Origin of the sequence: Sphingomonas sp. HDW15A (genome assembly GCF_011301715.1) — a bacterium.
Classification (GTDB): Bacteria; Pseudomonadota; Alphaproteobacteria; order Sphingomonadales; family Sphingomonadaceae; genus Sphingomicrobium.
In genome coordinates this window covers 1,138,148-1,162,569 of record NZ_CP049870.1, presented here as the reverse complement: position 1 = coordinate 1,162,569, position 24,422 = coordinate 1,138,148, and the positions used below count along the sequence as shown (strand labels likewise).

General features: G+C 62.0%; 23 protein-coding genes, 1 tRNA gene, 1 pseudogene and 1 riboswitch. Of the genes and pseudogenes, 10 read left to right on the top strand and 15 right to left on the bottom strand.

Annotated elements, in window-relative coordinates; genetic code table 11:
* Positions 1 to 4: 4 nt before the first annotated feature.
* The 4 genes from G7076_RS05975 to G7076_RS05960 are packed head-to-tail and all read right to left on the bottom strand — an operon-like array spanning position 5 to position 3,926.
* Positions 5 to 964, bottom strand: a complete 960-nt coding sequence (locus G7076_RS05975; protein WP_166201240.1) for an AAA family ATPase — start codon at positions 962 to 964, stop codon at positions 5 to 7.
* Positions 961 to 1,590: a dTMP kinase gene (gene tmk / locus G7076_RS05970; protein ID WP_166201238.1), complete on the bottom strand. Its 630-nt coding sequence runs from the start codon at positions 1,588 to 1,590 to the stop codon at positions 961 to 963. The genes G7076_RS05975 and tmk overlap by 4 nt, the downstream gene beginning before the upstream one ends.
* Before the next feature lie 4 nt (positions 1,591 to 1,594).
* Positions 1,595 to 2,773: a D-alanyl-D-alanine carboxypeptidase family protein gene (locus tag G7076_RS05965; RefSeq protein ID WP_240913897.1), complete on the bottom strand. Its 1,179-nt coding sequence runs from the start codon at positions 2,771 to 2,773 to the stop codon at positions 1,595 to 1,597.
* A gap of 34 nt (positions 2,774 to 2,807) precedes the next feature.
* The gene (locus G7076_RS05960) at positions 2,808 to 3,926 is read right to left on the bottom strand and encodes a lytic murein transglycosylase (protein ID WP_240913896.1); all 1,119 of its coding nucleotides are present in this window, start codon (positions 3,924 to 3,926) and stop codon (positions 2,808 to 2,810) included.
* A gap of 235 nt (positions 3,927 to 4,161) precedes the next feature.
* Here G7076_RS05960 and G7076_RS05955 point away from each other — a divergent pair.
* From G7076_RS05955 to G7076_RS05935, 5 genes are all read left to right on the top strand, one after another.
* Positions 4,162 to 4,251 (top strand) — tRNA-Ser (locus tag G7076_RS05955).
* 168 nt (positions 4,252 to 4,419) lie between these two features.
* A complete protein-coding gene (locus G7076_RS05950; RefSeq protein ID WP_166201234.1) occupies positions 4,420 to 6,522 on the top strand; it encodes a TonB-dependent receptor in 2,103 nt (700 codons plus the stop codon).
* A gap of 75 nt (positions 6,523 to 6,597) precedes the next feature.
* Positions 6,598 to 7,773 (top strand): acyl-CoA dehydrogenase, encoded by a 1,176-nt coding sequence (locus tag G7076_RS05945; protein WP_240913905.1) that lies wholly within the window; start codon positions 6,598 to 6,600, stop codon positions 7,771 to 7,773.
* Positions 7,774 to 7,821: 48 nt separating this feature from the next.
* Positions 7,822 to 8,379 (top strand): LemA family protein, encoded by a 558-nt coding sequence (locus G7076_RS05940; protein WP_166201232.1) that lies wholly within the window; start codon positions 7,822 to 7,824, stop codon positions 8,377 to 8,379.
* 5 nt (positions 8,380 to 8,384) lie between these two features.
* On the top strand, positions 8,385 to 10,292 hold the full coding sequence (locus G7076_RS05935) for a DUF2207 domain-containing protein (protein ID WP_166201230.1): 1,908 nt from the start codon (positions 8,385 to 8,387) through the stop codon (positions 10,290 to 10,292).
* A 3-nt stretch (positions 10,293 to 10,295) separates the two neighbouring features.
* On the opposite strand, the gene G7076_RS05930 is transcribed toward G7076_RS05935, so the two are convergent.
* Both G7076_RS05930 and rpmE read right to left on the bottom strand, forming a co-directional pair.
* Positions 10,296 to 10,832, bottom strand: a complete 537-nt coding sequence (locus G7076_RS05930; RefSeq protein ID WP_166201228.1) for a GNAT family N-acetyltransferase — start codon at positions 10,830 to 10,832, stop codon at positions 10,296 to 10,298.
* 11 nt (positions 10,833 to 10,843) lie between these two features.
* Positions 10,844 to 11,074, bottom strand: a complete 231-nt coding sequence (gene rpmE, locus G7076_RS05925; protein WP_166201226.1) for a 50S ribosomal protein L31 — start codon at positions 11,072 to 11,074, stop codon at positions 10,844 to 10,846.
* A gap of 71 nt (positions 11,075 to 11,145) precedes the next feature.
* Positions 11,146 to 11,292: riboswitch (cobalamin riboswitch) on the top strand.
* Positions 11,293 to 11,379: 87 nt separating this feature from the next.
* Between rpmE and G7076_RS05920 the strand changes: the two genes are divergently transcribed.
* From G7076_RS05920 to G7076_RS05900, 5 genes are read left to right on the top strand one after another with little or no spacing between them, the layout of a single operon-like run.
* Positions 11,380 to 12,669 (top strand): TonB-dependent receptor, encoded by a 1,290-nt coding sequence (locus G7076_RS05920; RefSeq protein ID WP_166201224.1) that lies wholly within the window; start codon positions 11,380 to 11,382, stop codon positions 12,667 to 12,669.
* Entirely contained in the window at positions 12,666 to 13,211 is a 546-nt protein-coding gene (locus G7076_RS12790; protein WP_346774104.1) for a TonB-dependent receptor, read from the top strand. Before G7076_RS05920 ends, G7076_RS12790 begins: the two co-directional genes overlap by 4 nt.
* On the top strand, positions 13,180 to 13,932 hold the full coding sequence (locus G7076_RS05910; RefSeq protein WP_166201222.1) for a hypothetical protein: 753 nt from the start codon (positions 13,180 to 13,182) through the stop codon (positions 13,930 to 13,932). The genes G7076_RS12790 and G7076_RS05910 overlap by 32 nt, the downstream gene beginning before the upstream one ends.
* Positions 13,929 to 14,888, top strand: coding sequence for an iron ABC transporter permease (locus G7076_RS05905; RefSeq protein ID WP_166201220.1), 960 nt, complete (start codon positions 13,929 to 13,931; stop codon positions 14,886 to 14,888). Before G7076_RS05910 ends, G7076_RS05905 begins: the two co-directional genes overlap by 4 nt.
* On the top strand, positions 14,885 to 15,589 hold the full coding sequence (locus tag G7076_RS05900) for an ABC transporter ATP-binding protein (protein WP_166201199.1): 705 nt from the start codon (positions 14,885 to 14,887) through the stop codon (positions 15,587 to 15,589). Before G7076_RS05905 ends, G7076_RS05900 begins: the two co-directional genes overlap by 4 nt.
* Here G7076_RS05900 and fabZ read toward each other — a convergent pair.
* The 9 genes and pseudogenes from fabZ to pyrH form a co-directional block, all read right to left on the bottom strand.
* Positions 15,586 to 16,005: a 3-hydroxyacyl-ACP dehydratase FabZ gene (gene fabZ, locus G7076_RS05895; protein ID WP_240913904.1), complete on the bottom strand. Its 420-nt coding sequence runs from the start codon at positions 16,003 to 16,005 to the stop codon at positions 15,586 to 15,588. The genes G7076_RS05900 and fabZ overlap by 4 nt on opposite strands.
* A 55-nt stretch (positions 16,006 to 16,060) precedes the next feature.
* Complete coding sequence (locus tag G7076_RS05890; protein WP_166201197.1) at positions 16,061 to 16,642, bottom strand: OmpH family outer membrane protein; 582 nt, start codon at positions 16,640 to 16,642, stop codon at positions 16,061 to 16,063.
* The gene (gene bamA, locus G7076_RS05885; RefSeq protein WP_166203421.1) at positions 16,642 to 19,248 is read right to left on the bottom strand and encodes an outer membrane protein assembly factor BamA; all 2,607 of its coding nucleotides are present in this window, start codon (positions 19,246 to 19,248) and stop codon (positions 16,642 to 16,644) included. The genes G7076_RS05890 and bamA overlap by 1 nt, the downstream gene beginning before the upstream one ends.
* A 142-nt stretch (positions 19,249 to 19,390) precedes the next feature.
* Positions 19,391 to 20,520: pseudogene (gene rseP / locus G7076_RS05880) on the bottom strand (RIP metalloprotease RseP).
* The gene (locus G7076_RS05875) at positions 20,517 to 21,674 is read right to left on the bottom strand and encodes a 1-deoxy-D-xylulose-5-phosphate reductoisomerase (RefSeq protein ID WP_166201195.1); all 1,158 of its coding nucleotides are present in this window, start codon (positions 21,672 to 21,674) and stop codon (positions 20,517 to 20,519) included. The pseudogene rseP and the gene G7076_RS05875 overlap by 4 nt, the downstream one beginning before the upstream one ends.
* The gene (locus tag G7076_RS05870; RefSeq protein WP_166201193.1) at positions 21,671 to 22,303 is read right to left on the bottom strand and encodes a phosphatidate cytidylyltransferase; all 633 of its coding nucleotides are present in this window, start codon (positions 22,301 to 22,303) and stop codon (positions 21,671 to 21,673) included. Before G7076_RS05870 ends, G7076_RS05875 begins: the two co-directional genes overlap by 4 nt.
* Entirely contained in the window at positions 22,300 to 22,968 is a 669-nt protein-coding gene (gene uppS / locus G7076_RS05865) for a polyprenyl diphosphate synthase (RefSeq protein WP_240913895.1), read from the bottom strand. The genes G7076_RS05870 and uppS overlap by 4 nt, the downstream gene beginning before the upstream one ends.
* A gap of 85 nt (positions 22,969 to 23,053) precedes the next feature.
* Positions 23,054 to 23,611 carry a ribosome recycling factor gene (frr, locus tag G7076_RS05860; protein WP_166201189.1) on the bottom strand — a complete coding sequence of 186 codons (558 nt, stop codon included), beginning with the start codon at positions 23,609 to 23,611 and terminating at the stop codon, positions 23,054 to 23,056.
* 4 nt (positions 23,612 to 23,615) lie between these two features.
* Entirely contained in the window at positions 23,616 to 24,338 is a 723-nt protein-coding gene (gene pyrH / locus G7076_RS05855; protein WP_166201187.1) for a UMP kinase, read from the bottom strand.
* Between the last annotated feature and the right edge of the window lie 84 nt (positions 24,339 to 24,422).

The following is a 24,422-nucleotide window of genomic DNA, read 5'->3' as shown; positions in this document are numbered from 1 at the left end:
ACGCCTAGACGCGCTCGTGCGAGGGAGCAACCGAAGCGAGAATCGATCCCATTCGAAACGCCGTCGTTGCAGGGTCGAGCGAAAGCCGCGGGGCGACCTGGCTGAGGGTGCGGGCCTCCCCATAGGCGTCGAGAGCGCGCAGCCGGGCATCCCCATCCAATTCGCGTGCTTCGGAGGCGATAAGTGCGGGCACCATAGCCAGGAACGCCGCGTAGCGATCCCCGCTATTCCGAGCGCTTAACGACTGAGAGAGCTTGGCGCGGCATGCGTTGCTGGGATCGCCTTGGCGCATCAATTTCAGCGCCTCGCTACGAAGCGGCTCAAGATCGAGACTGGCCGATGCCAGAAGCTTTCCGGGTGAGCCGCCGGCCCCTCTCACAAGAGCAGGAGGTACATCATGGAAATCTGCGATCGACGCCATGACGTCATCGTCAAGTGCCTGAAAGGCCAGGGTTCTACAGCGCGATCGAATTGTCGGCAGCAAGCGCCCTGGAACATGGCTGACGAGCAGGAAGAGGCACTTCGCCGGTGGTTCCTCGAGCATCTTGAGCAATGCGTTCGCGGCACCCGGCTCCAAATCGTCGACGCTATCGACAATTGCCACACGCCAGTCGGACAAAGCGGGCGTGGAATCGAACAAGCTCGAAAGTTCGCGAATCTGGTCGACGGTGATGTTCCGCGCCAAGGCCGAGCCGGTTTTGTTTGGCCCGCGCTCGACATAGCGAAAATCCGGATGAGCCTGGCCTTCGATGAATCGCGCTGTCGGCAATTCCCGGTCGATGGCAAGGTGACTTTCAGGCGGAACTTGGCCTGCTGCCTCTGCCAGCAGCCGTGCCGCTGCGGCGCGGGCGAAGGTTGCCTTCCCGACACCCCGTGGACCGCCCAGCAGCCAGGCATGGTGCATCGATCCGCTTCTCCAAGCGGCCATAAAATCGCCGATCTGCTTGTCGTGGCCGAGGATCACGGGAGCAAATCGCCCAACGCGTAGAGCAAGCGTGCTGTCACCGTCGCCGCGGGGCCGCTGGCATCCACGAGACGAACACGATGGGGCTCTCGAACGGCCATTTCCCGGAAGCCGGCGTCGACGGCAGCGTGATAGGACGGCGGACGCGAGCCGATACGGTCGCCAAGATGCCCGTCGCGAACGCGCGCCCTGGCCGAAGCTTCGTTCTCCGGTAATTGCAGGACGAGCGTCCTGTCCGGAAGGAAATCGTCGCTGCCGAAGCGATGAAGATCGCGAACGGCGTCGATTCCAAGGCCGCCCGCCAACCCTTGATAGGCAAGCGATGAATCAAGGAATCGGTCGCTAAGCACCCAGTCCCCGCGTTCAAGCGCGGGCTTTATCGTCGATTCAACATGGTCGGATCGAGCGGCGGCGAAGAGCAAGGCTTCGGCGCGCGGATTCCAGCGGTTTTCGTCACCCTCAAGCAGAAGCTGCCGTATTGCCTCAGCGCCGGGGCTGCCGCCGGGCTCGCGGGTCACGACGACCCGGAGACCTCGCCCGTGAAGAGCCTCGGCGAGCGCTTCGAGCTGGGTCGACTTGCCGACCCCTTCCCCGCCTTCAAGGCTGATGAAGCGGCCACGGCCCATCAGGTCAGGCCATGCCGATCAATTGCTTGAGCCCGATCCAGGCTCGCGTGAAGAAACCGGCTTGCTCGACCGCCTCCGCCGCGACGAGTGGCATGACCTGCTCGCCGGTGTCGGATGACGACACGACAAGGTCGGCAACATGCGCCCCCTTGGCAATCGGCGCTCTCAATGGCCCTTTGTAGCGAACCTTCATTGCCATCGGCCGGGTTGCAAGGCCCGCCGGCACCGTCAGTGACAGGTCCCGCGGAGCGACCAGCGCTACTTCATCGTCGCTTCCAAGCTGGACTTTTGCGAAGCCAACCTGCGCACCGGACTTGTACAGCGGCTTGGCGCTCCAGGCGTTGAAGCCCCACTCCATCATTCTCACGGACTCGCCGATGCGCTGATTGTAGCTGTCGAGGCCTGCGACAACCATGATCAGTCGCCGCCCGTTCTGCTCGGCCGAACCCGTGAAGCCGTATCCCGCTTCTTCGGTGTGGCCGGTCTTGAGGCCATCCGCGCCCGCGACCTTGCCGAGCAATGGGTTACGATTGCCCTGCGTGATGGCCTGACCCGAGCCCATGGTCTTGCCCCAGGTGAAGCTGGGCTGCCCATAGAACTGCTTGTAGAGTTTGGGGTGACGCTCCACCGAAGCGCGCGCGAGCGTCGCGAGGTCGCGAGCAGTCACATAGGTGCGCCCTTCGTCCGGCCAGCCATTGCTGTTACCGAAATTGCTGTTCGTCATTCCAAGCTCGCGAGCCAGCGCGTTCATTTGATTGGCAAAAGCCTCTTCGGTTCCGGCAATGCACTCGGCGAGCACGACGGAGGCGTCGTTACCGGAAAGCGTGACAATACCGTGTAGGAGATTCTCAACGCTGACCTTTTCGTTTGGCGATAGGAACATTGTCGAACCGGCAGCCGGTCCGTGCCATTTCTGCCATGTCTCCGGCCGCACCGTGCACATCTTGGAGAGCGGCAGCTGGCCCTTGTCGATCAGCTCGAACGCGACTTCGGTCGTCATCATTTTGGCCATCGAGGCCGGAGGTATCCGGCGATCGGCGTCCCTCGACAACAATACTGCGCCGGACGATAAATCGAGCAGGTAAGCGACCGGCGCGGGCGTATCGAACGGCGGAGCCTTGGCCGTCGAGGCAGAAGCGAGAAGAGCGGCGGCGAGCGAAACGGAAACTGCTGAACGGAACACTGGTTGGGCGACTCCTATCGGGTTGGAAGAAACCCTAGCGTCCGATGATGCCGTCCGCCAGCAAGGCAACGGACAACGCATAGAAATTCGAGCAATTGTAATCGAGGATCACGCGGTAATTGTCTGTCAGCAGATAGGCGGTCGCTCCGGGGCCATCAGGCTCGAGTAGAGTGGCACGATCAGAATCGCGAAGTGAACGACCAAGGGGCACAATACCTCGGGCCCGCCACTCACTCATCGTCAAAGGGCGGCTGTGCCTCGCATGCACACGCGGGCATTCCGCCGCGGTAGCGAGGTTGCGCACCGCGGATCGGTCGAATCCCGAGGGCACGCGGACAGGAATTCCCCACAGCATGCCAGGCTGCCAACCCTTAGTCCGAAGGTAGTTCGCGATCGATGCCAGTCCGTCGAGTTGGCTGTTCCAGATGTCGCGGTTGCCGTCACCGTCGCCGTCCGCACGAAGCCGAAGGACATTCGTCGGCATGAATTGCGGGTGGCCCATTGCTCCCGCCCAGCTACCCCTAAGCCGCGAGCGTGGAACGCCCTGATCGATCAACTGCATGGCGGCGAGGAACTCGGCTTCGAACAATGGGCGCCGACGGCCCTCATACGCCAGCGTAGCGAGCGATCGCAGGACATCGAATGTGCCCTTGACCCGGCCATAGCTGGTTTCCTTGCCCCATATCGCAAGCGTGATGGACGCCGGAACGCCATAGCGTTGCTCGATCCGCGAAAGGTAAGGCCACATCGACGAATAGTTGGCCTGTCCGCGACGTATCAGATCAGGAGTGACGTGAGCGCGGCGATAGGGCCAGAATGGCGGCGTGGCATTGGGATTACCGATATTGCCGGGCTGGGCGCGATCCAGCCGCATAACCGTACCGTCAAGCGTCAGATATGGAATGACATTGGCGATCGTGGCCTCGCGGACCCCCGCGACGCGGGCTTTCGAAGCGAGTGACTGCTTATATCGTTCGAAGCCAGTGGGGATCGTGGTGCTCTGCAGTCCCCCGCTTTGCGCCGACGCCTGTGTTGGCCGCGGCGCCTGGGTGTGGACCACACCCGGCAATGGAGCGAGCGGATCGGCCGTCTGTGCCGAAGCCGTCGTCGAGACCAATAGCATTGCAAGCAGACTGTACCGGGCAACCGACAAAACATTCTCCTTCGTCGACAGGCTAGCGGCTCACCCGTCCTGGGCACATAGGCGTTCGTCGCGCTGCGACAACATTCCGTCGCCGTTTGGGTAACGATAGCTGAACGCCACCTTGGCCGACGCCTAGACACGGATCCGGCTGGGCACCCATTCGAGATAATCCGTGCTCCGTCCGCTTGTCGGGTCCGGGAGGGACTTTCGCGCTTCCGGGAAAGTGATAAAGGCACGGCAATCCGGAGAGGTGGCCGAGTGGTTTAAGGCAGCGGTCTTGAAAACCGCCGTGGGTTCACGCTCACCGTGGGTTCGAATCCCACCCTCTCCGCCACCTTCCAGACGTTATTTGAATCCGGCCCGGATCAGCCGAGCATGGCGCGCATCCCCTCGTCGCGAGACCGCCGATTGTCCGTCGAGTCGTTTGTCGACTCGTCGAACGTCGCTGGTGCGGCGGTCATTTCAATCCTAGGTGTGTTATCGTTCTAATACAGGGGCAGTCATGGTGCGTTTGTGTGTTTTGAGTTCGGTCGGTGTCGCGGCAATCGCGTGGACCTCGCCAGCCTTGGCTCAGGAAGATGTGTCGTCAAAAGTGACCCCGCCCTCCACCGCGGGCACGTCCGTCTACAATGCGGATTTCTTCGCCACCTATTCGCCAAGGACTGCACTCGACATTGTTTTGCGCGTTCCGGGCTTCCAGCTGGAAGAGGGCAATAGCGATATCCGCGGGTTCGTGGGGGCCGCCGGAAACGTCGTCTTCAACGGCGCTCGCCCAAGTTCGAAGGCGGAATCCCTTTCTACGATCCTGGCGCGAATTCCAGCTAGCCGGGTTGTCCGGGTCGAAATGGGCAGTGGCTCACTTTACGGTTCGGAATATTCCGGCAAGAGCCAGGTGCTTAATGTGATCCTTTCGGCTGAAGGCGGTTTCGACGCCACGGTTACTGCCAGCGCGCGGACCCTGCGGACGGGCGCGATCATCCCGAACCTCTCCGGATCCGCCACGTGGAAAAACGGCAACTCCACATTTAACGTCGCTGCCGGTACGGCGAACGACGATGCCGCTGACGAGGGCACGGACACGATCACCGATCCGGATACGGGCGAGCTGATCGAGAAGCGCCGCAAGGAAAATCGCTACCGCCCCGAGAACCCGTTCATTTCGGGGACTTGGTCGTTCGAACAGGCGCCGAACCATTCTGCGCACGTCAACGGGCGATTTTCGCTGTTCCACGAGGATTTTGTCCAGAAAAATAAGGTCTATCCCGTCGGTGAGCCCGAGCGCGACGATCGCCTTTTCCAATATGCCAAGGCGCCGGCCTTCGAGATTGGCGGCGACATCACCCGTCCACTTGGCGGCGGCGCAATCAAGTTCGTCGCCTTGCTCAACCGCCGCGACCAGGAGAATCTCGATACCGTGCTCGAGCGGATCGACGGCGAAGTCGTCGGCGGTTTCGAACAGGGACAGGAAGTCCAGCGTGGCGAGACCCTCGGCCGGCTCAGCTGGAGCCACTCCAGCCTGTTCGGCCTTACCTATGAAATGGGCGCGGAAGCCGCGTTCAACACGCTCGATGCCGACCTCAACCTCTTCGTGCTCGGCCCGGACGGCTTCCGGGAGCGGATCGACCTTCCGATCGACCAGGCGACGGTCGAGGAACAGCGCGCGGAATTTTACGTCAAGGCCGGCAAGCAGGTTTCCAGCGCCGTCCGCGTCGATGCCGGGCTGAATTATGAATATTCGGATCTTGCCGTGCGCGGCGACACGACTGCAGATCGTGTCCTGAAGTTCCTGAAACCGAGTCTCACGCTCGACTGGAAGGGCAAGAGCGGCTGGCACAGCCAGTTTTCGATCCGGCGCACCGTCGCGCAGCTCGATTTCTATGACTTCATTAGCTCGGCGCAGCTCAGCGACGACCGGGTCAATGGCGGCAACGCCGACCTGGAGCCACAACGCGCTTGGGAAATACGGGCGAGCGTCGATCGGCCTCTTTTCGACAGCGGACTCGTCAAGCTCGACCTCGGCTATGACCATATCAGCATGCTGCAAGACCGGATCCTAACCGAAGAAGGCTTCGACGCTCCCGGCAACATCGGCACTGGAAAGCGGCTATTCGCCCACCTCGCAATCGACGCTCCGCTCGACCGCTTCGGCCTCACCGGGGTCCGCGCGAAATTCGACGGTACGATTCAGAAAACCCGCGTTCACGACCCGATCAGCGACGAGATGCGCGACTTCTCATTCTATTATCCATCATGGGAATGGTATGTAGAAGTGCGCCGCGACATAGGCAGGTGGGCCTATGGCTTCGACGTCAGCGATCGCGACAAGTTCACCATTTTCCGGGCGAACGAAGAAGACATCAACTTCAACGGCGGACCGTTCGGCAATGCGTTCTTGGAGTTCCGCCCCACGGCAAAGACAACCTGGACGCTCAACGTGAACAACCTGTTTGGCACACATGGCATCCGCGACCGCCAGTTCACCTTCCCGAACCGCTCGTTCGAGGGGCCGAACCTGCGCGAATATCGCGAGCGCAACTCGCACCAGCAATTCCGCATCACCTACAAGCGCAGTTTCGGCGGCGGCACGCCAACGCCAGCCAGCTAGCGGGACGGCCGTTCTGCCGCTAAAGGCCGCGCATCCGACAACCAAAGGGAGCGCGGCCAGGTGGGTGAGCCGGTGATCAAGCCATTCGACTGGGAGGACCCCTTCGGGCTCAACGAACAGTTGAGCGACGAAGAACGGATGGTGCGCGACACCGCCGAGAATTACGCCCAAGCGGAGCTTCAGCCGCGGGTCACAAAGGCCTATCTCGAGGAAGATTTCGACCGCGAAATCATGCGCGAGATGGGCAAGCTTGGCCTGTTAGGCGCGACGATCTCGCCCGAATATGGCGGCGCCGGCCTCGGCTACGTCAGCTATGGCCTCATTGCCCGCGCGGTTGAGCGGGTCGACAGCGGCTACCGCTCCGCCTGCTCGGTCCAGAGCTCGCTCGTCATGCACCCGATCAATGCCTACGGATCGGAAGAGCAGAGGCGGAAGTATTTGCCCGGCCTGGCCAGCGGCGAGCTGGTCGGTTGCTTCGGGCTGACCGAACCGGACGCCGGCTCGGATCCCGGCGGGATGCGTACCCGGGCCGAGAAGATCGAGGGCGGCTATCGCCTCCGCGGCTCGAAGATGTGGATCACCAACTCGCCGATCGCCGACGTCTTCGTCGTTTGGGCGAAGTCCGAGGCGCATGGCGGCGCGATCCGTGGGTTCGTGCTGGAAAAGGGCATGAAGGGGCTGTCCGCGCCCAAGATCAAGGAGAAGCTCTCCTTGCGCGCCTCGATCACCGGCGAGATCGTCATGGATGGAGTCGAGATCGGCGAGGACGCCCTGTTCCCTGAGATTTCAGGACTGAAGGGCCCGTTCGGATGCCTCAATCGCGCGCGTTACGGCATCGGCTGGGGCGCAATGGGAGCGGCTGAAGCCTGTTACGCCGCTGCACGCCGCTACACGCTCGACCGCAAGCAATTCGATCGCCCGCTCGCCGCCAATCAGCTCGTCCAGCTGAAGCTGGCGAACATGATCACCGACATCACGCTCGGGCTTCAGGCGGCCCTTCGCGTCGGGCGGAGGATGGAAGATGGAGTGCTGATCCCTGAGACGATTAGCCTCATCAAGCGTAACAATGTCGGCAAAGCGCTCGACATCGCGCGGATCGCCCGCGACATGCACGGCGGCAACGGCATTTCCGCGGAGTTCCAGGTGATGCGCCACGCTGCAAACCTCGAGACGGTCAACACCTATGAAGGGACGCATGACGTGCATGCCCTCATCATGGGTCGGGCCATTACCGGCATTTCCGCTTTCTAGGATTGTTGCTGCCGATTATGGTCCTACCCTGTTGAGGGGGAGACAACCATGACCTTGGGCATCATTTTCGCCGTCGTTTTCGTCATCATCCTGTTCGCGGTGATGATCTACAATCGGCTGGTGCGCTTGCGCGCACTGGTGAAGGAAGCCTTCAGCGGGATCACCGTGCAGCTTCGCCGCCGCGCAGACCTCATCCCCAACCTGGTCGAGACTGTGAAAGGGTATGCGAGTCACGAAAAAGCCACCTTCGAGGCGATCACGGCGGCCCGCGGAGCCATGACGGGCGCGAGCGGGGTTGCCGCCACTGCCGCGGCTGATGCCCAGATGACCGGGCTGATCGGACGCCTGTTCGCGGTCGCCGAGGCCTATCCGGAACTGCGCGCGAGCGAGAACTTCCAGCAACTCCAGGGTGAACTGAGCACCATTGAAGGGGAGCTTCAGTCAGCGCGCCGCTACTACAATGCGACGGCGCGAGACCTGAATACGCGCATCCAGTCCTTCCCGGACATGTTCTTCGCGCGGCCGCTCGGCTTCACCGAAGAGGAATATTACAAGGACGAGGATCCGGCGATCCAGTCGGCCCCGAAAATCGACTTCAAGGCCTGATCGCGATGCGCCGGCTGCTCGCAGCCTTTGCCCTGCTGCTGGCGCTGGCCGCTCCGGCGGCCGCCGAGGAGCGCATCCTGTCGTTCGACAGCACAGTCGCGATCCAGCCCGACGCTTCGCTGGACGTCACGGAAACGATTCGGGTCAACGCCGAGAACGTCCAGATCAATCGCGGCATCTACCGCGATTTCCCGACCCGCTACAAAGGCCGCCACGGCGAGCGCATCAGGGTCGGCTTCGAGCTCTTGGAGACGACTCGCGACGGCCAGCCGGAGCCGAACAAGGTCGAAGGTCGCGGCAATGGCGTCCGGATCTACCTGGGCGACCCTGACCAATATGTACCGGTCGGCGAGCATGTTTACACCATACGCTATCGGGCGACGCGGATGCTCGGCCGGTTCGACGCGTTCGACGAAATTTACTGGAACGTCACCGGAAACGGCTGGGTCTTCCCTATCGACCGCGCGACCGCGACCATCACCCTACCGTCGCCCGCCTCATTCTTCCAGCCAAGCGCCTATACCGGGCCGCAAGGCAGCGACACGGGCCGGGGCCGGGTGATCGACCAGAGGCCCGGATCGATCAGCTTCGCGACGACTGCACCATTGGGATCTTATGAGGGCTTCACGGTCGCGGCTGCCTTTCCGAAGGATGTCGTACCGCTTCCCCCCTCCTCAACGCGACTCGGCTGGCTGCTAAGCGACGTTGCTCCGCCCGCATTCGCCGGCGCCGGTCTTATGGTCGTACTGGGCTTCCTGATGACGGCCTACCGCCGCGCCGGACGGGACCCGCCCGAAGGGACTGTAGTTCCAATCTTCTCTCCGCCAGACGACCTCTCCCCCGCCGCGATGCGTTACGTCACCGAACAAAGCTTCGATGATCGCGCCTTTGCCGCAGCCATCATCGATTCCGCGGTCAAAGGCCATGTCCGTTTGGAAGAAGAATCCGGACTGCTTGGCTTCGGGAAGAAGCGGTACCTTGTTGGGACGGAGACGACGGGAGCCAAGCCGCTCGATGCAGCGGAAGGAAGCGCCATCGCCGCCCTCGTCTCCCCGGGGGAACGGCTGGAGATGGATAACGAACATCACGCGACCTTCTCCGCCGCGAAGAAGCTCCTGTCCGACTCCTTCGACAAGCGTTTTGCCGGCTCCGCCTTCAATCGAAACACCGGTTGGGCAGCGGCCGCCGTCGGCGTCTGGGCGCTTGCCATGCTGCTGACCGTCGCTGCAGTGGCCTATGGCGAGGGCATGGCTTCGGCAAGCTGGGCGTTCCTGCCGGGCGCGTTGCTGCTGCTCGCTTTCCTGGCATGGAAGCTGGTGCGGAAGGACGGAACCGCCGGGTGTCTCGGCAAGGCTGTGGCCGCGCTATTCACGCTCGCGGCCGTGATGACCGGCTTTCCGCTCTTTCCGCTGGCGCTGTCCTCGGGCAACTGGATCCCGATCGTCATTGCGGCCGTCGGCCTGCCGCTGGCGCTGAGCAGCTTCTTCTGGATCAGTGCGCCGACCAAAGCCGGGCGCGGGATGCTCGATCGCATTGCCGGCTTCAAACAGTATCTTTCCATAACCGAGCGCGAGCGTCTCGACCGGATGCAGGCGCCGGACGACACGCTACAGCTGTTCGAGAAGTATCTCCCCTACGCCATCGCACTCGATGTCGAGAACCGGTGGGCGGACCGTTTCGCATCGCAACTCGCGGCGGCGTCGGCTGCGGCGCAGGCAAGCGGTTCGACATTCGGATGGTATTCGGGGACATCGGATCCATGGAACGACCCGGGCGGGTTCGTCGATTCCGTCGGATCTTCCCTGTCCAACAGCATCTCGTCGGCATCCACCGCTCCCGGTTCTTCCAGCGGCTCCGGTGGCGGCGGTTCGTCGGGCGGCGGCGGCGGCGGCGGCGGCGGTGGCGGGTGGTGAACGCTAAAGCGTGCGCTTCAAGACGAACGTCGGCTCACCATTGTAAATCGTCTCGTTATGGTGAATGAAACCGAGGCGCTCCGCCAGCTTAAGCGAGGGCGTGTTTTCAGGGGCGATGATCGCCCAGACCGGCACCGGCTCGACGTGGGCATCGAACCAGTCGAGCGCCGCGCGGCACGCTTCGCCCGCCATGCCCTGCCCATGAACTTCGGTCGAGAAAATCCAGCCCATCTCGGGTTCCTCGCCGAAAACGGGCTCGAGCGCGCGCCAGGCATTGAACAGACCGACGTTGCCAATGAGACGGCCATCGGCCTTTCGCTCGACTGCCCAGCTTCCGATGCCGAGGAGCGGCCAACTTCCGACGCCAGCCGCCATCCGCCGCCAAAGCTCTTCCTCGCCGATCGGAGTCGGTCCGAAGTGACGGTGCACGTCTGGCTGATGCATGATTGCCTGCCAGGGGCGAAAGTCGTCCTTGCGCCAGGCCCGCAAAAGCAATCGCCCGGTCTCCAGTGTCGGAGCCGAGCGAAGCTTCTCTGCCACGGAGGGCAGGTCTACTTTTTCGAGAGCGAGAGGCCGCCAAAGCGCTTGTTGAAGCGCGCGACCTGGCCGCCTTCCTGAAGCAGGCGGGTATTGCCGCCGGTCCAGGCCGGGTGGGTCTTGGGATCGATGTCGAGGTGCAGCGTGTCGCCTTCCTTGCCCCAGGTGGAGCGGGTCTGGAAGGTCGTGCCGTCGGTCATTTCGACGTTGATCATGTGATAATCGGGGTGAGTCCCGGACTTCATGGCATTTTCCTTGGATAGCGGCTGGTTCCGACCAGCCCAGTAAGGTGTCGCGCGCCCCTAGCGGAAGGGCATTCGCTTGACAAGGTTTGGGGTCCCCTCCTAGCCGATACGCGAGCCTTGGGTGCAAGGAAGCCGGTGAAACTCCGGCGCTGTGCCCGCAACTGTCAGTCGTCCTCATGGCGACGAGCCAGATACTTCCCCAAGGCTGTCGTCCGTTTCTGTTGCCGGAGTCAGCAATGGGGCGTGGGGCAGTCCGGCAATTTCGCGCGGTCCCTTTCGTGACGACAGTCATGAGAGGAAAGCATATGGACATTCCGCCCGTCGGGCCCTTGCAGAGCGATAGCATCGTTATCACCGCTTCAAGGACCGAGCAGGAACAGGCCGAAAGCGCTGCGAGCAGCATCGTCATCGACGCCGAGACCATCACGAGGATCGGTGAGCCGATGACACTCGACTTCCTGCGTTTGACGCCAACTGCCGCCGTTTCGGTCAGTGGCACGCCCGGCTCACAGGCGCAGGTTCGTATCCGGGGTGCCGAGGCCAATCATACCTTGTTATTCGTCGACGGCATCCGCGCGAACGATCCCGCGGCAGCGAACGAGCCGCGCTTCGAACTGCTGAACGCTGACCTTGCATCCCGGATCGAGGTCGTGCGCGGTCCGCAATCGGCATTGTGGGGTTCAGAGGCCATCGGCGGGGTCGTCGCCGTCGACGGAATTACGGCAACTGGCTCGTCAGCGCATGGCGAAATTGGCTCCTACGGCTTCTACAGGGCGTCCGCGACTGCCGGATTGGCGACAGGCCGACTTGGGTTGGCGTTGGGCGCCGGGATCCAGGGCTCAGACGGAATTGACGCTTTTGGCACGTCGGGCGGGGACAGGGACGGTTATTCCAATATAGCATTACGAGGCCGGGCTGCGGTCGCGCTTGGGGACACTAGCGAAGCGGGGATCAATGGCTTTGCCATACGCTCGGAGAGCCAGTTCGACGGGTTCAGCCCGCTGACGTTCTCACGTGCCGATACGCGCGACGAGACAAGGAACCGGCTCTCTGCGGGACGAGTCTGGATCTCGCATAAGGGCGACCGATGGGACGCGCGACTCGCAGCTTCGCTATTGGGGTCGAGCAATCGCAATTCCCTGGACGACAACTTTCTCAACAGGACCGACGCCAGGCGCTGGGCGACGAGCGGCCAAGTGTCACGGGTGTTCGAAACGAGAGGCGTCGGGCATCGCCTCACCGGCGCGATCGAGGGGGAATGGGAGCATTATCGCGCCGAGGATGAGGCGTTCGGCGGATTCACCGATCAGAAGCGCTCCCGCAACCATCTTTCCGCAACAATGGAGTGGCAGGCGAAACTGGGCGAATGGCTGGTGACGGACGTTGCCGTTCGCCATGACGCGTTCAACCGCTTCAAGGATACAACGACGGCGCGCCTTTCCGCGCTGGCCACTTTCGGGCCCGGTATTTCGATCACCGCTTCCTGGGGCGAAGGGATCGCGCAACCGAGCTTCAACGACCTCTACGGCTTCTTCCCCGGGGGTTCACAGGCAATCCCGACCTCAAGCCCGAACGATCGCGAGGCTATGAGTTGAGCGGCCGCTATAACGACTCGCGCGTCAGGGCATCGGTCACCTATTTCCGCCAACGTCTGAAAGACGAAATCGTCGACAATGCGACCTTCACCAGCACTCTGAACGCGGACGGCACGAGCAAACGCCAGGGCATTGAGGCCGAGCTTCATTGGTCACCGGGTAAGTGGCTCGACCTGTCCGCGGGCATGTCCTGGCTCGACTCGACCCAGCAGGTTCATAACTCCCCTGATGAACAAGAGATAAGGCGCCCTAAACATAGCGGTTTTCTTTCCGCGAATGGCGTTCGTGGTCGCCTGACCTATGGCCTGTCTGTTGCCTACACCGGAGAGAATCGCGACCGCCGCGACAGCTTCCCGTTCGAACTGGTTGATCTCGATGCCTTCTGGCTTGGCAGTGCAAGGCTCGGTTGGCGCGTTTCAAGAAAGACTGAACTGTTCGCGCGCTTCAGCAACGTTTTCGATGCCGACTATGAGGACGTCGTCGGCTATCGCACTCTAAGGAGAGGCGCATATGCCGGCCTTCGCGTTGCTGGCGGCCGCTAGTACGGTGCGCATCGCTTCGCTCAACCTGTGCGCGGATGAATATGCGCTTCTGCTCGCTCGACCGGGCGAATTGGTCAGCGTTTCGCGTCTGTCGCACGATCCGCAGGAATCGCCTCTGTTCCGAAAAGCGCGGGCGATACCGTCCAACCGCGGTGAATTGGAGCAGGCCATTACGCGCCGGCCGACAATCCTTTTGACAATGGGCCGGCTTGGCCGCTCCACAGACGAGTTGGCGCGGAAAATGGAGATCCGCACAATCGACTTACTGTCGCCGATGGATATAGCTGGCGTCGAGCGCAATCTTCGTCTCGTGGCGGCCGCACTTGGTGACCCAAAACGGGCAGCGCCATACCTGCGCAAGATCGCAAAGCTGAAACGGACCCGACCTCGAACGACGAGCGATGCTCTTTTTCTATCCGGTGGCGGCGTTTCGATCGGCAGTTGGTCCCCGGCCGCGCAGTGGATGGCGCTAGCTGGCTATCGGCACGCCAAGGCCTTTTCTGACAAGGTCACCTTTGAAGATCTGCTTGCGAATCCGCCGCCAATCATCCTCCGTTCAACCTATCGATCGGGCCAAATGTCGTCCGGCCAAACTTGGTTCGCACATCCGGTTGTCCGGCGCCTTCACTCGCGCATGCATGCCGTCGATGGCCGAGCATGGACGTGTGCCGGCCCCTTGATGATCGGTGAGGTCAATCGAATGCGAAGGTTACCGCATTGAGCCGGATCACGATCGCAATCGGACTTTTGCTTCTGGCGGCAGCGCATTTGCTTCTGCCCTGGGCGCCCGTCGAGGCAATTCGCCTTGCCCGCCCGGAATTGCTTGAGACCTTCTTGTTTGAGTTGCGCGCTCCGCGAACAATGCTTGCGCTAGGCTACGGTGCCACGCTGGGTCTGACTGGCGCGGCGCTGCAAGCCTTGTTCGCGAACCCGCTCGCATCGCCCGACCTCACGGGATCCACAGGCGGAGCTGCTCTTGGCGCGGTCATCGCCGCTTACTGGCTCGGCCTTTCATCGCCCCTGGCAATGGCATTTGCGGGCGCCGTTGGCGCGCTTTGCGCGCTTGCTCTTCTTGTCATTCTCGCAGGTCGCCGGGCGGAACCCGCGTCACTTCTGCTTGCAGGTCTCGCAATCGCGCTTGCTGCCGGTGCGGCCACAAGCCTGTCCTTGGCCCTGGCCCCTTCCCCCTTTGCCTTTTACGACGCGTTCGACTGGCTGATGGGCAGCTTCGCCGACCGCAGCTTGGCACAGGCTGCAGTGGCCCTGATTCCTGCGGGACTAGCCGGCGTGCTCATTGCCCGGCGGGCTAATGCCATCGATTTACTTGTTTTGGGGGAAGACGTGGTCGCAGCTGCCGGACTCCGCCCTCGGCGCCTCGCGCTCGAAATCATCGTTCTTTCATCGATCGCAGTCGGGGCATGCGTGGCGGTTTGCGGCGCGATTGGCTTTGTCGGACTCATCGCCCCTGTCATCGCTCGGCGCATATCGGCCGGGCACCCCGGCCGCGCGATGATTCCCGCAGCCGCCATAGGCGCCTCGTTGGTCGTCGCCGCGGACCTGGTTTCGCGAATGGTCGAGGTCAACCGGTCTATCCCCGTGGGCGTTCTCACAACGATTGCCGGCACTCCGATATTCATCGCCATCCTGCTGTCGATGCGGCGGAGGCTGACGTCATGACTTCACTGGCATCAGCCCATGAGATTTCCATCCCGGGCCGAATTGGGCCGCTCAGCCTCTCGATTCAGGCGGCGGAATTGATTGCCGTCGTGGGGCCGAACGGTGGCGGGAAAACCAGTCTTTTGAGGGCTCTCGCTCAGGTCGAGGAGGCGAGCGGCGAAGTTGAGATAGGCGGAGAGGTCATTGCCGCGGTCGCACCCAATCGCCGGACGCGCCTGATCGGCTTGCTGCCGGCATCGCGCGACACGGCCTGGCCGGTTCGCGTACGTGACCTCCTGACACTTGGCCTTAGCAGCCACGACTCGAAGGCGATTGAAGATGAATTCGAAGCGTTTGAGCTGGCACCTTTGGCGGGACGCACTGTCGACCGGTTATCCACTGGCGAGCGATCGCGGGTTCTGCTTGCCAGAATGTTCGCCGCAGACCCAGCGCTGATGCTCCTCGATGAACCGCTTGCGAATCTCGACCCTTACTGGGTTCGCAGGCTTCTGGACCGTCTCCAAGAACGGAAAAGAGACGCGAGCGCTGCGACGCTCGCAACGCTGCACGACCTTGCACAATTACATCATTTCGACCGCGTCATAGGGGTCGAAAACGGGTCGATTGCGTTCGACGGCCCGCCGGACTGCTTTTTGACGAGCGTGAGTTTCGAAAATATCTTTCGGATCTCTGCCGCTGAGCTCGGCCTGCAGCTGAGCTAGGCCGGCGGATCCGCGATCATCGCCGTGAACTGCGCCTCGGCGGCAAGCTTGCCATCGACCGACGCCCTTCCGGCAAACTTGCAGACGCTCGCCCTCTTCTGCACGAACTCGACGTCGAGTGTCAGGAGGCATCCCGGTTCCACCGGAGTGCGGAACTTGGCGCCCTCAATTGCCATGAAATAGACGAGCTTGCCTGAGCCGGCGAGATCGAGACTTTCGACCGCCAGCACGCCCGCGGCCTGAGCAAGCGCCTCCACGATCAGGACACCGGGCATAATTGGGCGGCCAGGAAAGTGCCCCTGAAAGAATTGCTCGTTCATCGACACGGCCTTGATGGCGGTAATCGAGACATCGCGTTCGATGCGCTCGACGCGATCGACCAGCAGCATCGGGTATCTGTGAGGCAGCGCCGCCATCACCCGCCTGACGTCGAGCGGCCCGATGGCGGCGTTATCGGTTTCCACCGTTGAATTACCGACCTGAAGTGGAGCTTTGCTGCTGCTGCGGCAGAGGCGTGACACTCACTGACGGCAGCTGCTGATTCAGCGCGGCCAAAACATCGCCAGTTACGTCCGCGCGTGGATCGACCGCCATCAGCGAGCCTTTGGCCATTACGACCGAAGCCTGACGGCGAGCCCGCACCTGCTCGGCGATCTGCACAACGCGAGTCCCGATCTGCTGCTGGACATGCGCCTGAATGGATTCGATCTGACGCTCACGGTTGCCAAGTTCCGTACGAGCCTGGTTTTGCTTGGTCTGGAACGCTGTAATCTTTTGCTGGAGGGCGGCGTCGGGCTGGCGCCCGTTGAGCGCTTTTACCTGGGCCTCCAGGCCCTGCGCCTCGGTACGCAACTGGCCTTCGAGCGCCTGGGCACGCTGGCGTGCCGATGTGATCTGGCTCTGAATCTGGCTGGATGCGGACTTGCACGCGGTGCACTCCGCAAGAATACGGTCGGTATCGACTGTGAGCACTGTCGCGCTTTGCGCCTGAAGCGGCGCGGATGCGATAATGGCAGCACCCGCGAGCGTGAGTGTGGTGATGAGCTTACGCATCAGAATTGAGTTCCTACGTTGAAGGAAAAGATCTTGGTTTCATCGCCCTCTTGGGAAAGGAGGGCCTTGGCAAGGTCGATACGCAACGGACCGAACGGCGAGTTCCAGTTGACCCCGATACCTACAGAGAGGCGCGGCTTGGCGGAATTGCCAAGGAAGGATTCCTTGTACCCCGGAAGCTTCAGGTAATCGACGACCTGGTCGTCGGGATCGCCGGGCTCAGGGATATCTGCCGGACAATTCGTATTGGCGTCGCCAGGCCGAATGAACACGACGTCGAGTCCTGCCCGGTTCGGCGTGCAGATGGCAAGAACGTCATCGAGGTTGGGCTTGGTAATGTCGAATACCGAACCGACATCGATAAACGCCGACGGTCTTAGTCCCAAACTGCGGATATTGGCGCTGACCGGAATCTCGAGTTCGAGCCGACCGAGATAATAAGCGCGACCGCCGATCGGATCGTTGCCCGTCTCGTCGTCAAGCAGGACCCCGGCGAGATCATACGGCTGGCGAACAATGCGCGGACCGATTCCGCGAATGTCGAAACCACGCATCTGGGCGCCGAAGAAGCGATCGGTCAGGCGGACCGCGTCACTGCCCTCGCTAGGCTCATCCTGAAGCGGATGGATGTAGCCGCCCTCCATGTGAGCGGAAAGAATGAAGTCCTTCGGCAGGCGCCAATATTTGGTTGCCTGGCCGCGCGTCCGAATAAACTTCGTGTCCCCTCCAAGACCCGCGAAATCCTGGCTGAGGATCATGCGTTGACCACGGGTCGCGCGAATTCCGTTTCGATTGTCGAAAATGACCGAGTAGCCTATCATCGACGTCAAGAACGTGCCGATCTCGTCGCAAAGGTAGCGGCCGGCCTTGATAGGATCGCACCGAAGATCCTCGCCTTCGCCCGGGTCGAAGTCGCTGTAGTAACGGTCTTCGTCAAGGGTGAGCTCGTCGTTGACGAGAGAGTAACGGCCGCCAATGCTCAAGAACTCGGTTAGCGGGAAGCCGATGCGCAAGGCGCCGCCCGTGCTTACCTGCGAGTACGTTGTCTTCCGATCGCCGTCGACCGTGCTGTAGCTATTGTAGTCACGGCGAAACAGGTCCGCTCCAAGGAGAACGTTTTTGTCGAATAGCTGGGGCTCGGTGAAACCCAGATTGACCGACCGGGTGTAGCGCGACCAGTTCACCCCGGCATTCAGCTCCTGGCCCTTCCCCATGAAGTTCCGCTGAGCGACGTTGGCGGCAATGATGAAACGCTCGAGGCTCGAATAGCCGGCTGAGAGCTGCAGTTCGCCGGTCGATTTTTCCTCAACATCGACGCTCAACACCACGCGGTCCGGCGCGGAACCCTGGGTTTGCTTGATCTCCAGGTCTTCCTGGAAAAAGCCCAGGCTTTGCAACCGATCTTGCGAACGCTTGATTCGCACGGCGTTGAAGGCGTCGCCCTCATTGATCCGGAACTCGCGGCGGATGACCTTGTCGCGGGTCACCGTGTTTCCGTTGATGTCGATCCGCTCGACATAGACGCGCGGGCTGTCGTTGATCGTCAGCCGGATGTTCATCACGCGGTTCTCGGCGTCGCGGTCGTAGGCGGGCGTGACCTCGGCAAAAGCATAACCTTGGGCGCCGGCGATCTCGTTGAGCCCGGTGACAACGTCCTCGACCTGCTTGGCATTGAACCAGTCGCCGGTCTTCATCGGAAGCACCGGCTTCAGGGTCTCCGCGCTAAGGTCGCGGACTTCGCTTTCCAGCTCGACGGTGCCAAACTTGTAACGCGGCCCTTCCTCGATCACGTATGTGATGACGAAGTCGCGCCGATCGGGGGTCAGCTCGGCCAGCGCCGAGACGACGCGGAAGTCCGCATAACCTTCGGTCAGATAGAAGGCCCGCAGCTTCTGCTGGTCGGCCGCCAGGCGGTCAGGGTCGTAGCTGTCGTTCTGACGCAGAATTCCCAGGATTCCGCCGGCCTCCCGCGTGTACATTTCCTTGCGCAGGCGGCCGTCGTCGTACTGCTCGTTGCCAATGATGTTGATTGCCCGGACTTTCGACACCGGTCCTTCGTTGATCTCGAAGACGAGATCGACGCGGTTCTGCTCCAACTCCACGACCTTCGGCTCGACCGTTGCAGCGAAGCGGCCGCTGCGCTTGTAGAGCTCGATGATCCGGTCCACGTCACCGCGAACCTTGGAACGCGTGAAAATCTGCCGCGGCGCCAATCGTATTTCCGGCTGGATCTTGTCATCCTTGATGCGCCGATTGCCCTCCAGAAGAATCCGGTTGATGACGGGATTCTCGCGGACCGTGATCGTTAGCTGGCCGGTTTCCGCGCCAGAAATCACGACGTCCGCGAACAGCTCGGTCGCGTACAGCTCCTTAAGGGCGGCATCGAGGGACTCTGTCGTGTAGGTCTGGCCTGGCTGAAGACCCGAGTAGGCGATAACCGTGGCAGGCTCGAGCCTCTGGGCGCCTCGAACGGAGATCGAGCGGATCGAACCGGACTCCGGCGCCGCCGGTGTTACCGGGGCCGGAGCGGCCTGGGCAGCTGCGGGATCCTGCGGCGCGTTCGTCGCATCCTGGGCCTCGGCCACGGCGGGCACTCCACCCAGCATCGTACCGACCAGCAACAAGGTGCACGCGCGCCTGCGAACCGCATTACTTCCTGAATTCACGCATCCCGCCCTTCAAATGATTTAGCCGAGGTTCCCGTTGGAACCGGCCAGAAAAAGCCCTGCCAGCCCTGCCCCATCGGCCTCAACCAATCAAGCGCCCAACGCTCTCCCACAGCCCGAATGCGCCAAGATCGTTGAATGTCGCGACGATCATCAGGGTGAGCAGGAAGGCCAGGCCGCCACGGAATGCCCACTCTGTCGCTCGCGGACTGATCGGCTTCCGCCGAACGGCTTCGAGCGCAGTGAGAACAAGATGGCCGCCATCGAGAACGGGAACTGGCAAGAGATTGATGAACCCGAGATTTATGGAGAAGAAGGCGATGAGCTGAACGAAGTCGAGGAGCCCAAGCGAAGCCTGCTGGCCGGCAATCTGAGCCATCCGAAGCGGCCCGCCAAGTTCTTCGAGTGGGCGGGCTCCAGTAATGATTTGACCAAGGCCATCAAAAATTGCCCCGACCATGATGCCCACATGCTCCGCCGCCAGTGGAAGCAGAACGTACGCGGGCACCCGCTGATATTCCGGCGTTCCACCATAAATTCCCAGCCGCCCGATCCGGAATTCCTGGCCGAACCGATCGCGGCTCATGTCCTGGGCCAGTTTTGCGGATACCGAGATTTCTCGGCCATCCCGGACGAAAGCGATAGGCACGACCTCGCCGGGACGCATGCTGACGACGCGGGTTACATCCTCGAACCTCGGCGTGTCGCGTCCCGCAACCGAAACGAGTCGATCGCCGGGACGAATGCCCGCCGCCTGGGCAGCGCTCCCTTCGACGACGGCGCTCACTGTGCTCGACGTCCGTGGAACCCCGAACGCCGCGAAGAAGGCAGCGAATATAAGGATCGCAAGGACAAAATTGGCCATTGGCCCCGCGAGGATAATCAGGAACCGTTGCCAAGGCGGCCTGCCGTCATAGGGCAGGCCCTTCGCGCGCGAGTTCCGATCGCGCTCGTGAGTGAGCGACGTGGGGTCGCTGTCACCTACGAATTTCACATATCCGCCAAGCGGCAGCCAGCCGATCCGCCAACGTGTCCCGCGCTTGTCGGTCCAACCGCCGATTTCTCGGCCGAAACCGATCGAAAATTGCTCCGCCCGACGCCGAAAAGGCGCGCCACCCAATAATGGCCGAGCTCATGGACGATTACTAATGGGCCGATCGCCGCGAGGAACGCGATGACGATAAGCCACAAAGGCGGTTGCGAGAGAATCATGCGGCCGCGCCTTCCAAATTCGTTTGGGCCTGGCGCCGGGCCACGGCATCGATAGCTATGACATCTTCGATCGATGCCGGGGAGGTATTCGGCCGGCTGGCAAGGGCTTCTTCTGCCATCTTCGCGATTTCACCGAATGAGATCCTGCCCGCCAAGAATGCGGCGACCGCGACCTCGTTCGCTGCATTGAGCACGATCGCCGCGTTTCCTCCGGCCTCAAGCGCCTCTCGCGCGAGCCGGAGCGCTGGAAAACGCGCCTCGTCGGGTTCCTCAAAGGTCAGCTGGCCAAAACGGATCAGGTCTAGCCGTTCCGCTCCGCTTTCAACCCTGGCCGGGTAAGCGAGCGTGTGCGCGATCGGTATGCGCATGTCGGGCGATCCCATCTGCGCGAGAATGGAGCCGTCGATGAACTCCACCATCGAATGAATAACGGACTGCGGATGGACCATGACGTCGATCCTGTCCGATGGCAGCCCGAACAAGTGATGAGCTTCGATCAGTTCGAGACCCTTGTTCATCATCGTCGCGCTGTCGATGCTGATCTTGGCGCCCATCGACCAGTTGGGGTGCGCCACGGCCTGCTTCGGCGTGGCATCGGCCATGGCAACCGCGGACCAGGTTCGGAACGGTCCGCCGCTTGCGGTGAGCACTAGTCTTCTGACAGTTTCACAATTCCGAGTTCCAAGACATTGAAAGATAGCGTTATGTTCGCTGTCCACTGGAAGGATGATACCGCCCGACCGGCTTGCTGCATCCGTCATCAGGGCACCGGCGGTAACAAGAGCCTCTTTATTGGCCAGGGCAACGGTCTTTCCTGCCGAAACCGCGGCCATCACCGGCTCGAGGCCCGCGCAACCAACGATCGCAGCCATTACCCAATCAGCCTCGCCGGCGGCCGCTTCCCGAAGGCCTTCAGGGCCGCTCGCGACGCGACAATCGCTGCCCGCCAACCGCTCCTTCAATTCCGCATATCGCGTGTCGTCGGCGACAACCGCGAGCGAGGCGCGTGTTCGAACAGCCGCGTCGGCCAAGGCGTTGACGTTGTTCGCGGCGGTAAGCGCGGCGACTCGATAAAGGTCGGGATGCCGCTCCACGATGTCCAGGGTCGAAGTCCCAACCGAACCTGTTGCGCCGAGGATCGAGACGGTCTTCACGCATAGCCTCCAAGGACCAAGGCGGCAGTAATGACCGCGACCGGCACAAGACCGTCGAGGCGGTCAAGCGCTCCACCGTGGCCGGGAAGCCAAGTGCCGCTATCCTTGACCCCTGCTTTGCGCTTCATCCAGCTTTCGAACAAGTCACCGACCTGCGCTGCGACGGCGAGCAATGGCGCGACCCAGATGAGCAAAGCCGGGAGATGCGCGAACTGCGACCAGGCAAATCCGGCAAGGCCAGCGCTGACGATCCCGCCGAACAGTCCGGCGATCGTCTTGTTGGGACTGATCGATGGCGCGAGCTTCGGTCCGCCGATCGCACGGCCAGCGAAATATGCGCCGATGTCAGTCGACCATGTGACGATGAAAACCCAGATCAAAAGCTCGAAGCCCTGGTCCGCGCGGTCCCGGATCCATAGCAACGCCAAAGCGGGAAGGAGCGCGTAGAAGAATCCTGCCGCCGACCAGGCGAAGCCCCAGCCCGACGTGATCTTTCGCCATTCGGCGAACATCAGGACCGCCGCGGATGCTGCGAGCACGGCGAAGACATATCCGCCGAGAAACGCCGCCGCGAGCGCGATGAGAATGAGCGTGATGCCGCTCAACGACCGCAGTGCGAGATCGCTCATCGTCCTCCGAAACGCCGTTGGCGCCGCGCGAATTCGGCAAGAGCCTGACGAAAGTCGGAGCCGTCGAAATCCGGCCATAATGTTTCGACGAAGAGCAACTCGGAATATGCCGCCTGCCACAGCAGGAAGTTGCTTAGCCGCACTTCGCCGGAGGTGCGGATCAGCAGGTCGAGCGGTGGAAGACCTGCCGTATGCATCTCCTCGTCGATGAGTCTTTCGTCGATCTGCTCGGCGCGCAACTCGCCCTTCGCGGCTTTCTCCGCCAAGCGGCGTGCGACCTCGACCAGTTCAGCGCGCGACCCGTAATTGAGAGCGACGACGAGAGTCAGATTGTCATTATCCTTCGTGCGTTCGACAGCCGTTTCGAGCTTGGTGGCAAGATTGGGTCCAAAAGCAGCCGGGTCGCCGATCAGGCGGAGTTTGACGCCCTCGCTCGCGATCGTGTCGAGCTCGCGCTCCACATAGTATAGGAGCAGTCCCTTGAGGTCGCTGACCTCCTCTTCAGACCGTCGCCAGTTCTCCGAGGAGAAGGCGTAGAGGGTCAAAACCTCCACGCCCTCCTCGACCGCGGCTCGCAAGGTGCGCCGAACCGCCTCGGCACCGGCACGATGGCCAGCCGAGCGCGGAAGCCCGCGTTTCGAGGCCCAGCGCCCGTTACCGTCCATAATTATGGCAACATGGCGTGCCACGGCGGATCCGGCGCCGTTATCCGGTGCCGTTTCAGTCCCCGCGAAACGGCGGAGCGAACTGTCACTTGCCGAGGATTTCCTGTTCCTTGGCATGGGCCACGGCGTCGATTTCCTTGATCGTATCGTCCGTCAGCTTTTGCACTTCCTGATCAAGGCGGCGATGCTCGTCTTCACTGATCTCGTGCTTCTTCTCGTCGGTCTTAAGATGATCCATGCCGTCCCGGCGGACATTGCGGACGGCAATTCGCGCCTTTTCGGCATATTGACCACAAAGCTTGGCGAGTTCCTTGCGTCGTTCCTCCGTGAGATCGGGGATCGGCAGGCGGATGAGCTGGCCGTCAGTAACCGGGTTGAGGCCCAGGCCGGCCGAGCGAATGGCCTTTTCGACCGGCTGCACGTTCGAGCGGTCCCATACCTGGACTGAGAGCATGCGCGGTTCCGGCACCGAGACGGTCGCGAGCTGGTTCAAGGGCATGTTCGCGCCATAGACCTCGACCTGGATCGGATCGAGCAAGGCGGTCGAAGCGCGCCCAGTACGGAGGCCGCCAAGGTCATGCTTCAACGATTCGACAGCGCCGTGCATGCGTCGCTGAATGTCGGCCTTGTCGTAGGTGGGCATCGTCTTACTCCTCGTTCTGGACGATTGTCGCCGTTCCCTCACCGGCCAGGACCCGGGCGAGGTTGCCCGATTGGCGGATATTGAACACGACGATCGGAATATCATTGTCTCGGCACAGGGCCACTGCGGATGCGTCCATGACCCGAAGGTCGTCGCCAAGCACGCGGTCAAAGCCGATGGTTTCGTAGCGTTTCGCGCCGACTGTCGTCTTGGGATCGCTGTCGTAAACGCCGTCTACGCTGGTACCCTTGAACAAGGCGTCGCATTTCATCTCAGCAGCGCGAAGCGCGGCACCGGTATCGGTGGTGAAGTACGGACTTCCGACACCGGCAGCGAAAATCACGACTCGCCCCTTGGCAAGGTGCCGTTCGGCGCGGCGACGGATGACCGGCTCACAGACCTGGTCCATCTTGATTGCGGACTGGACGCGCGTTTCGACGCCGATCTGCTCGAGCGCGTTCTGCATAGCCAGCGCGTTCATGACCGTGGCAAGCATGCCCATATAGTCGGCCTGAGCACGATCCATTCCCTTCGCGGCGCCGGCCATCCCGCGGAAGATGTTGCCGCCACCGATGACCAGGCAAAGCTCGAGCCCCTGTTCCTTGGCCGATTTCACTTCCGCGGCGAGGTCGGCGACGGTCTGCGGATCGATCCCGAACGGGTTCGAACCCATCAGCGCTTCTCCCGAAAGCTTCAAAAGGATGCGCTTGAAGCTTTGGCGGGTCATCGTTCCTCCACGTGCCATAGTGGCGAAGGCCTTTACGGTGCGCGTGAGGCCATGCCAACCGCCTTGATTGCCTGACTTGAGTGA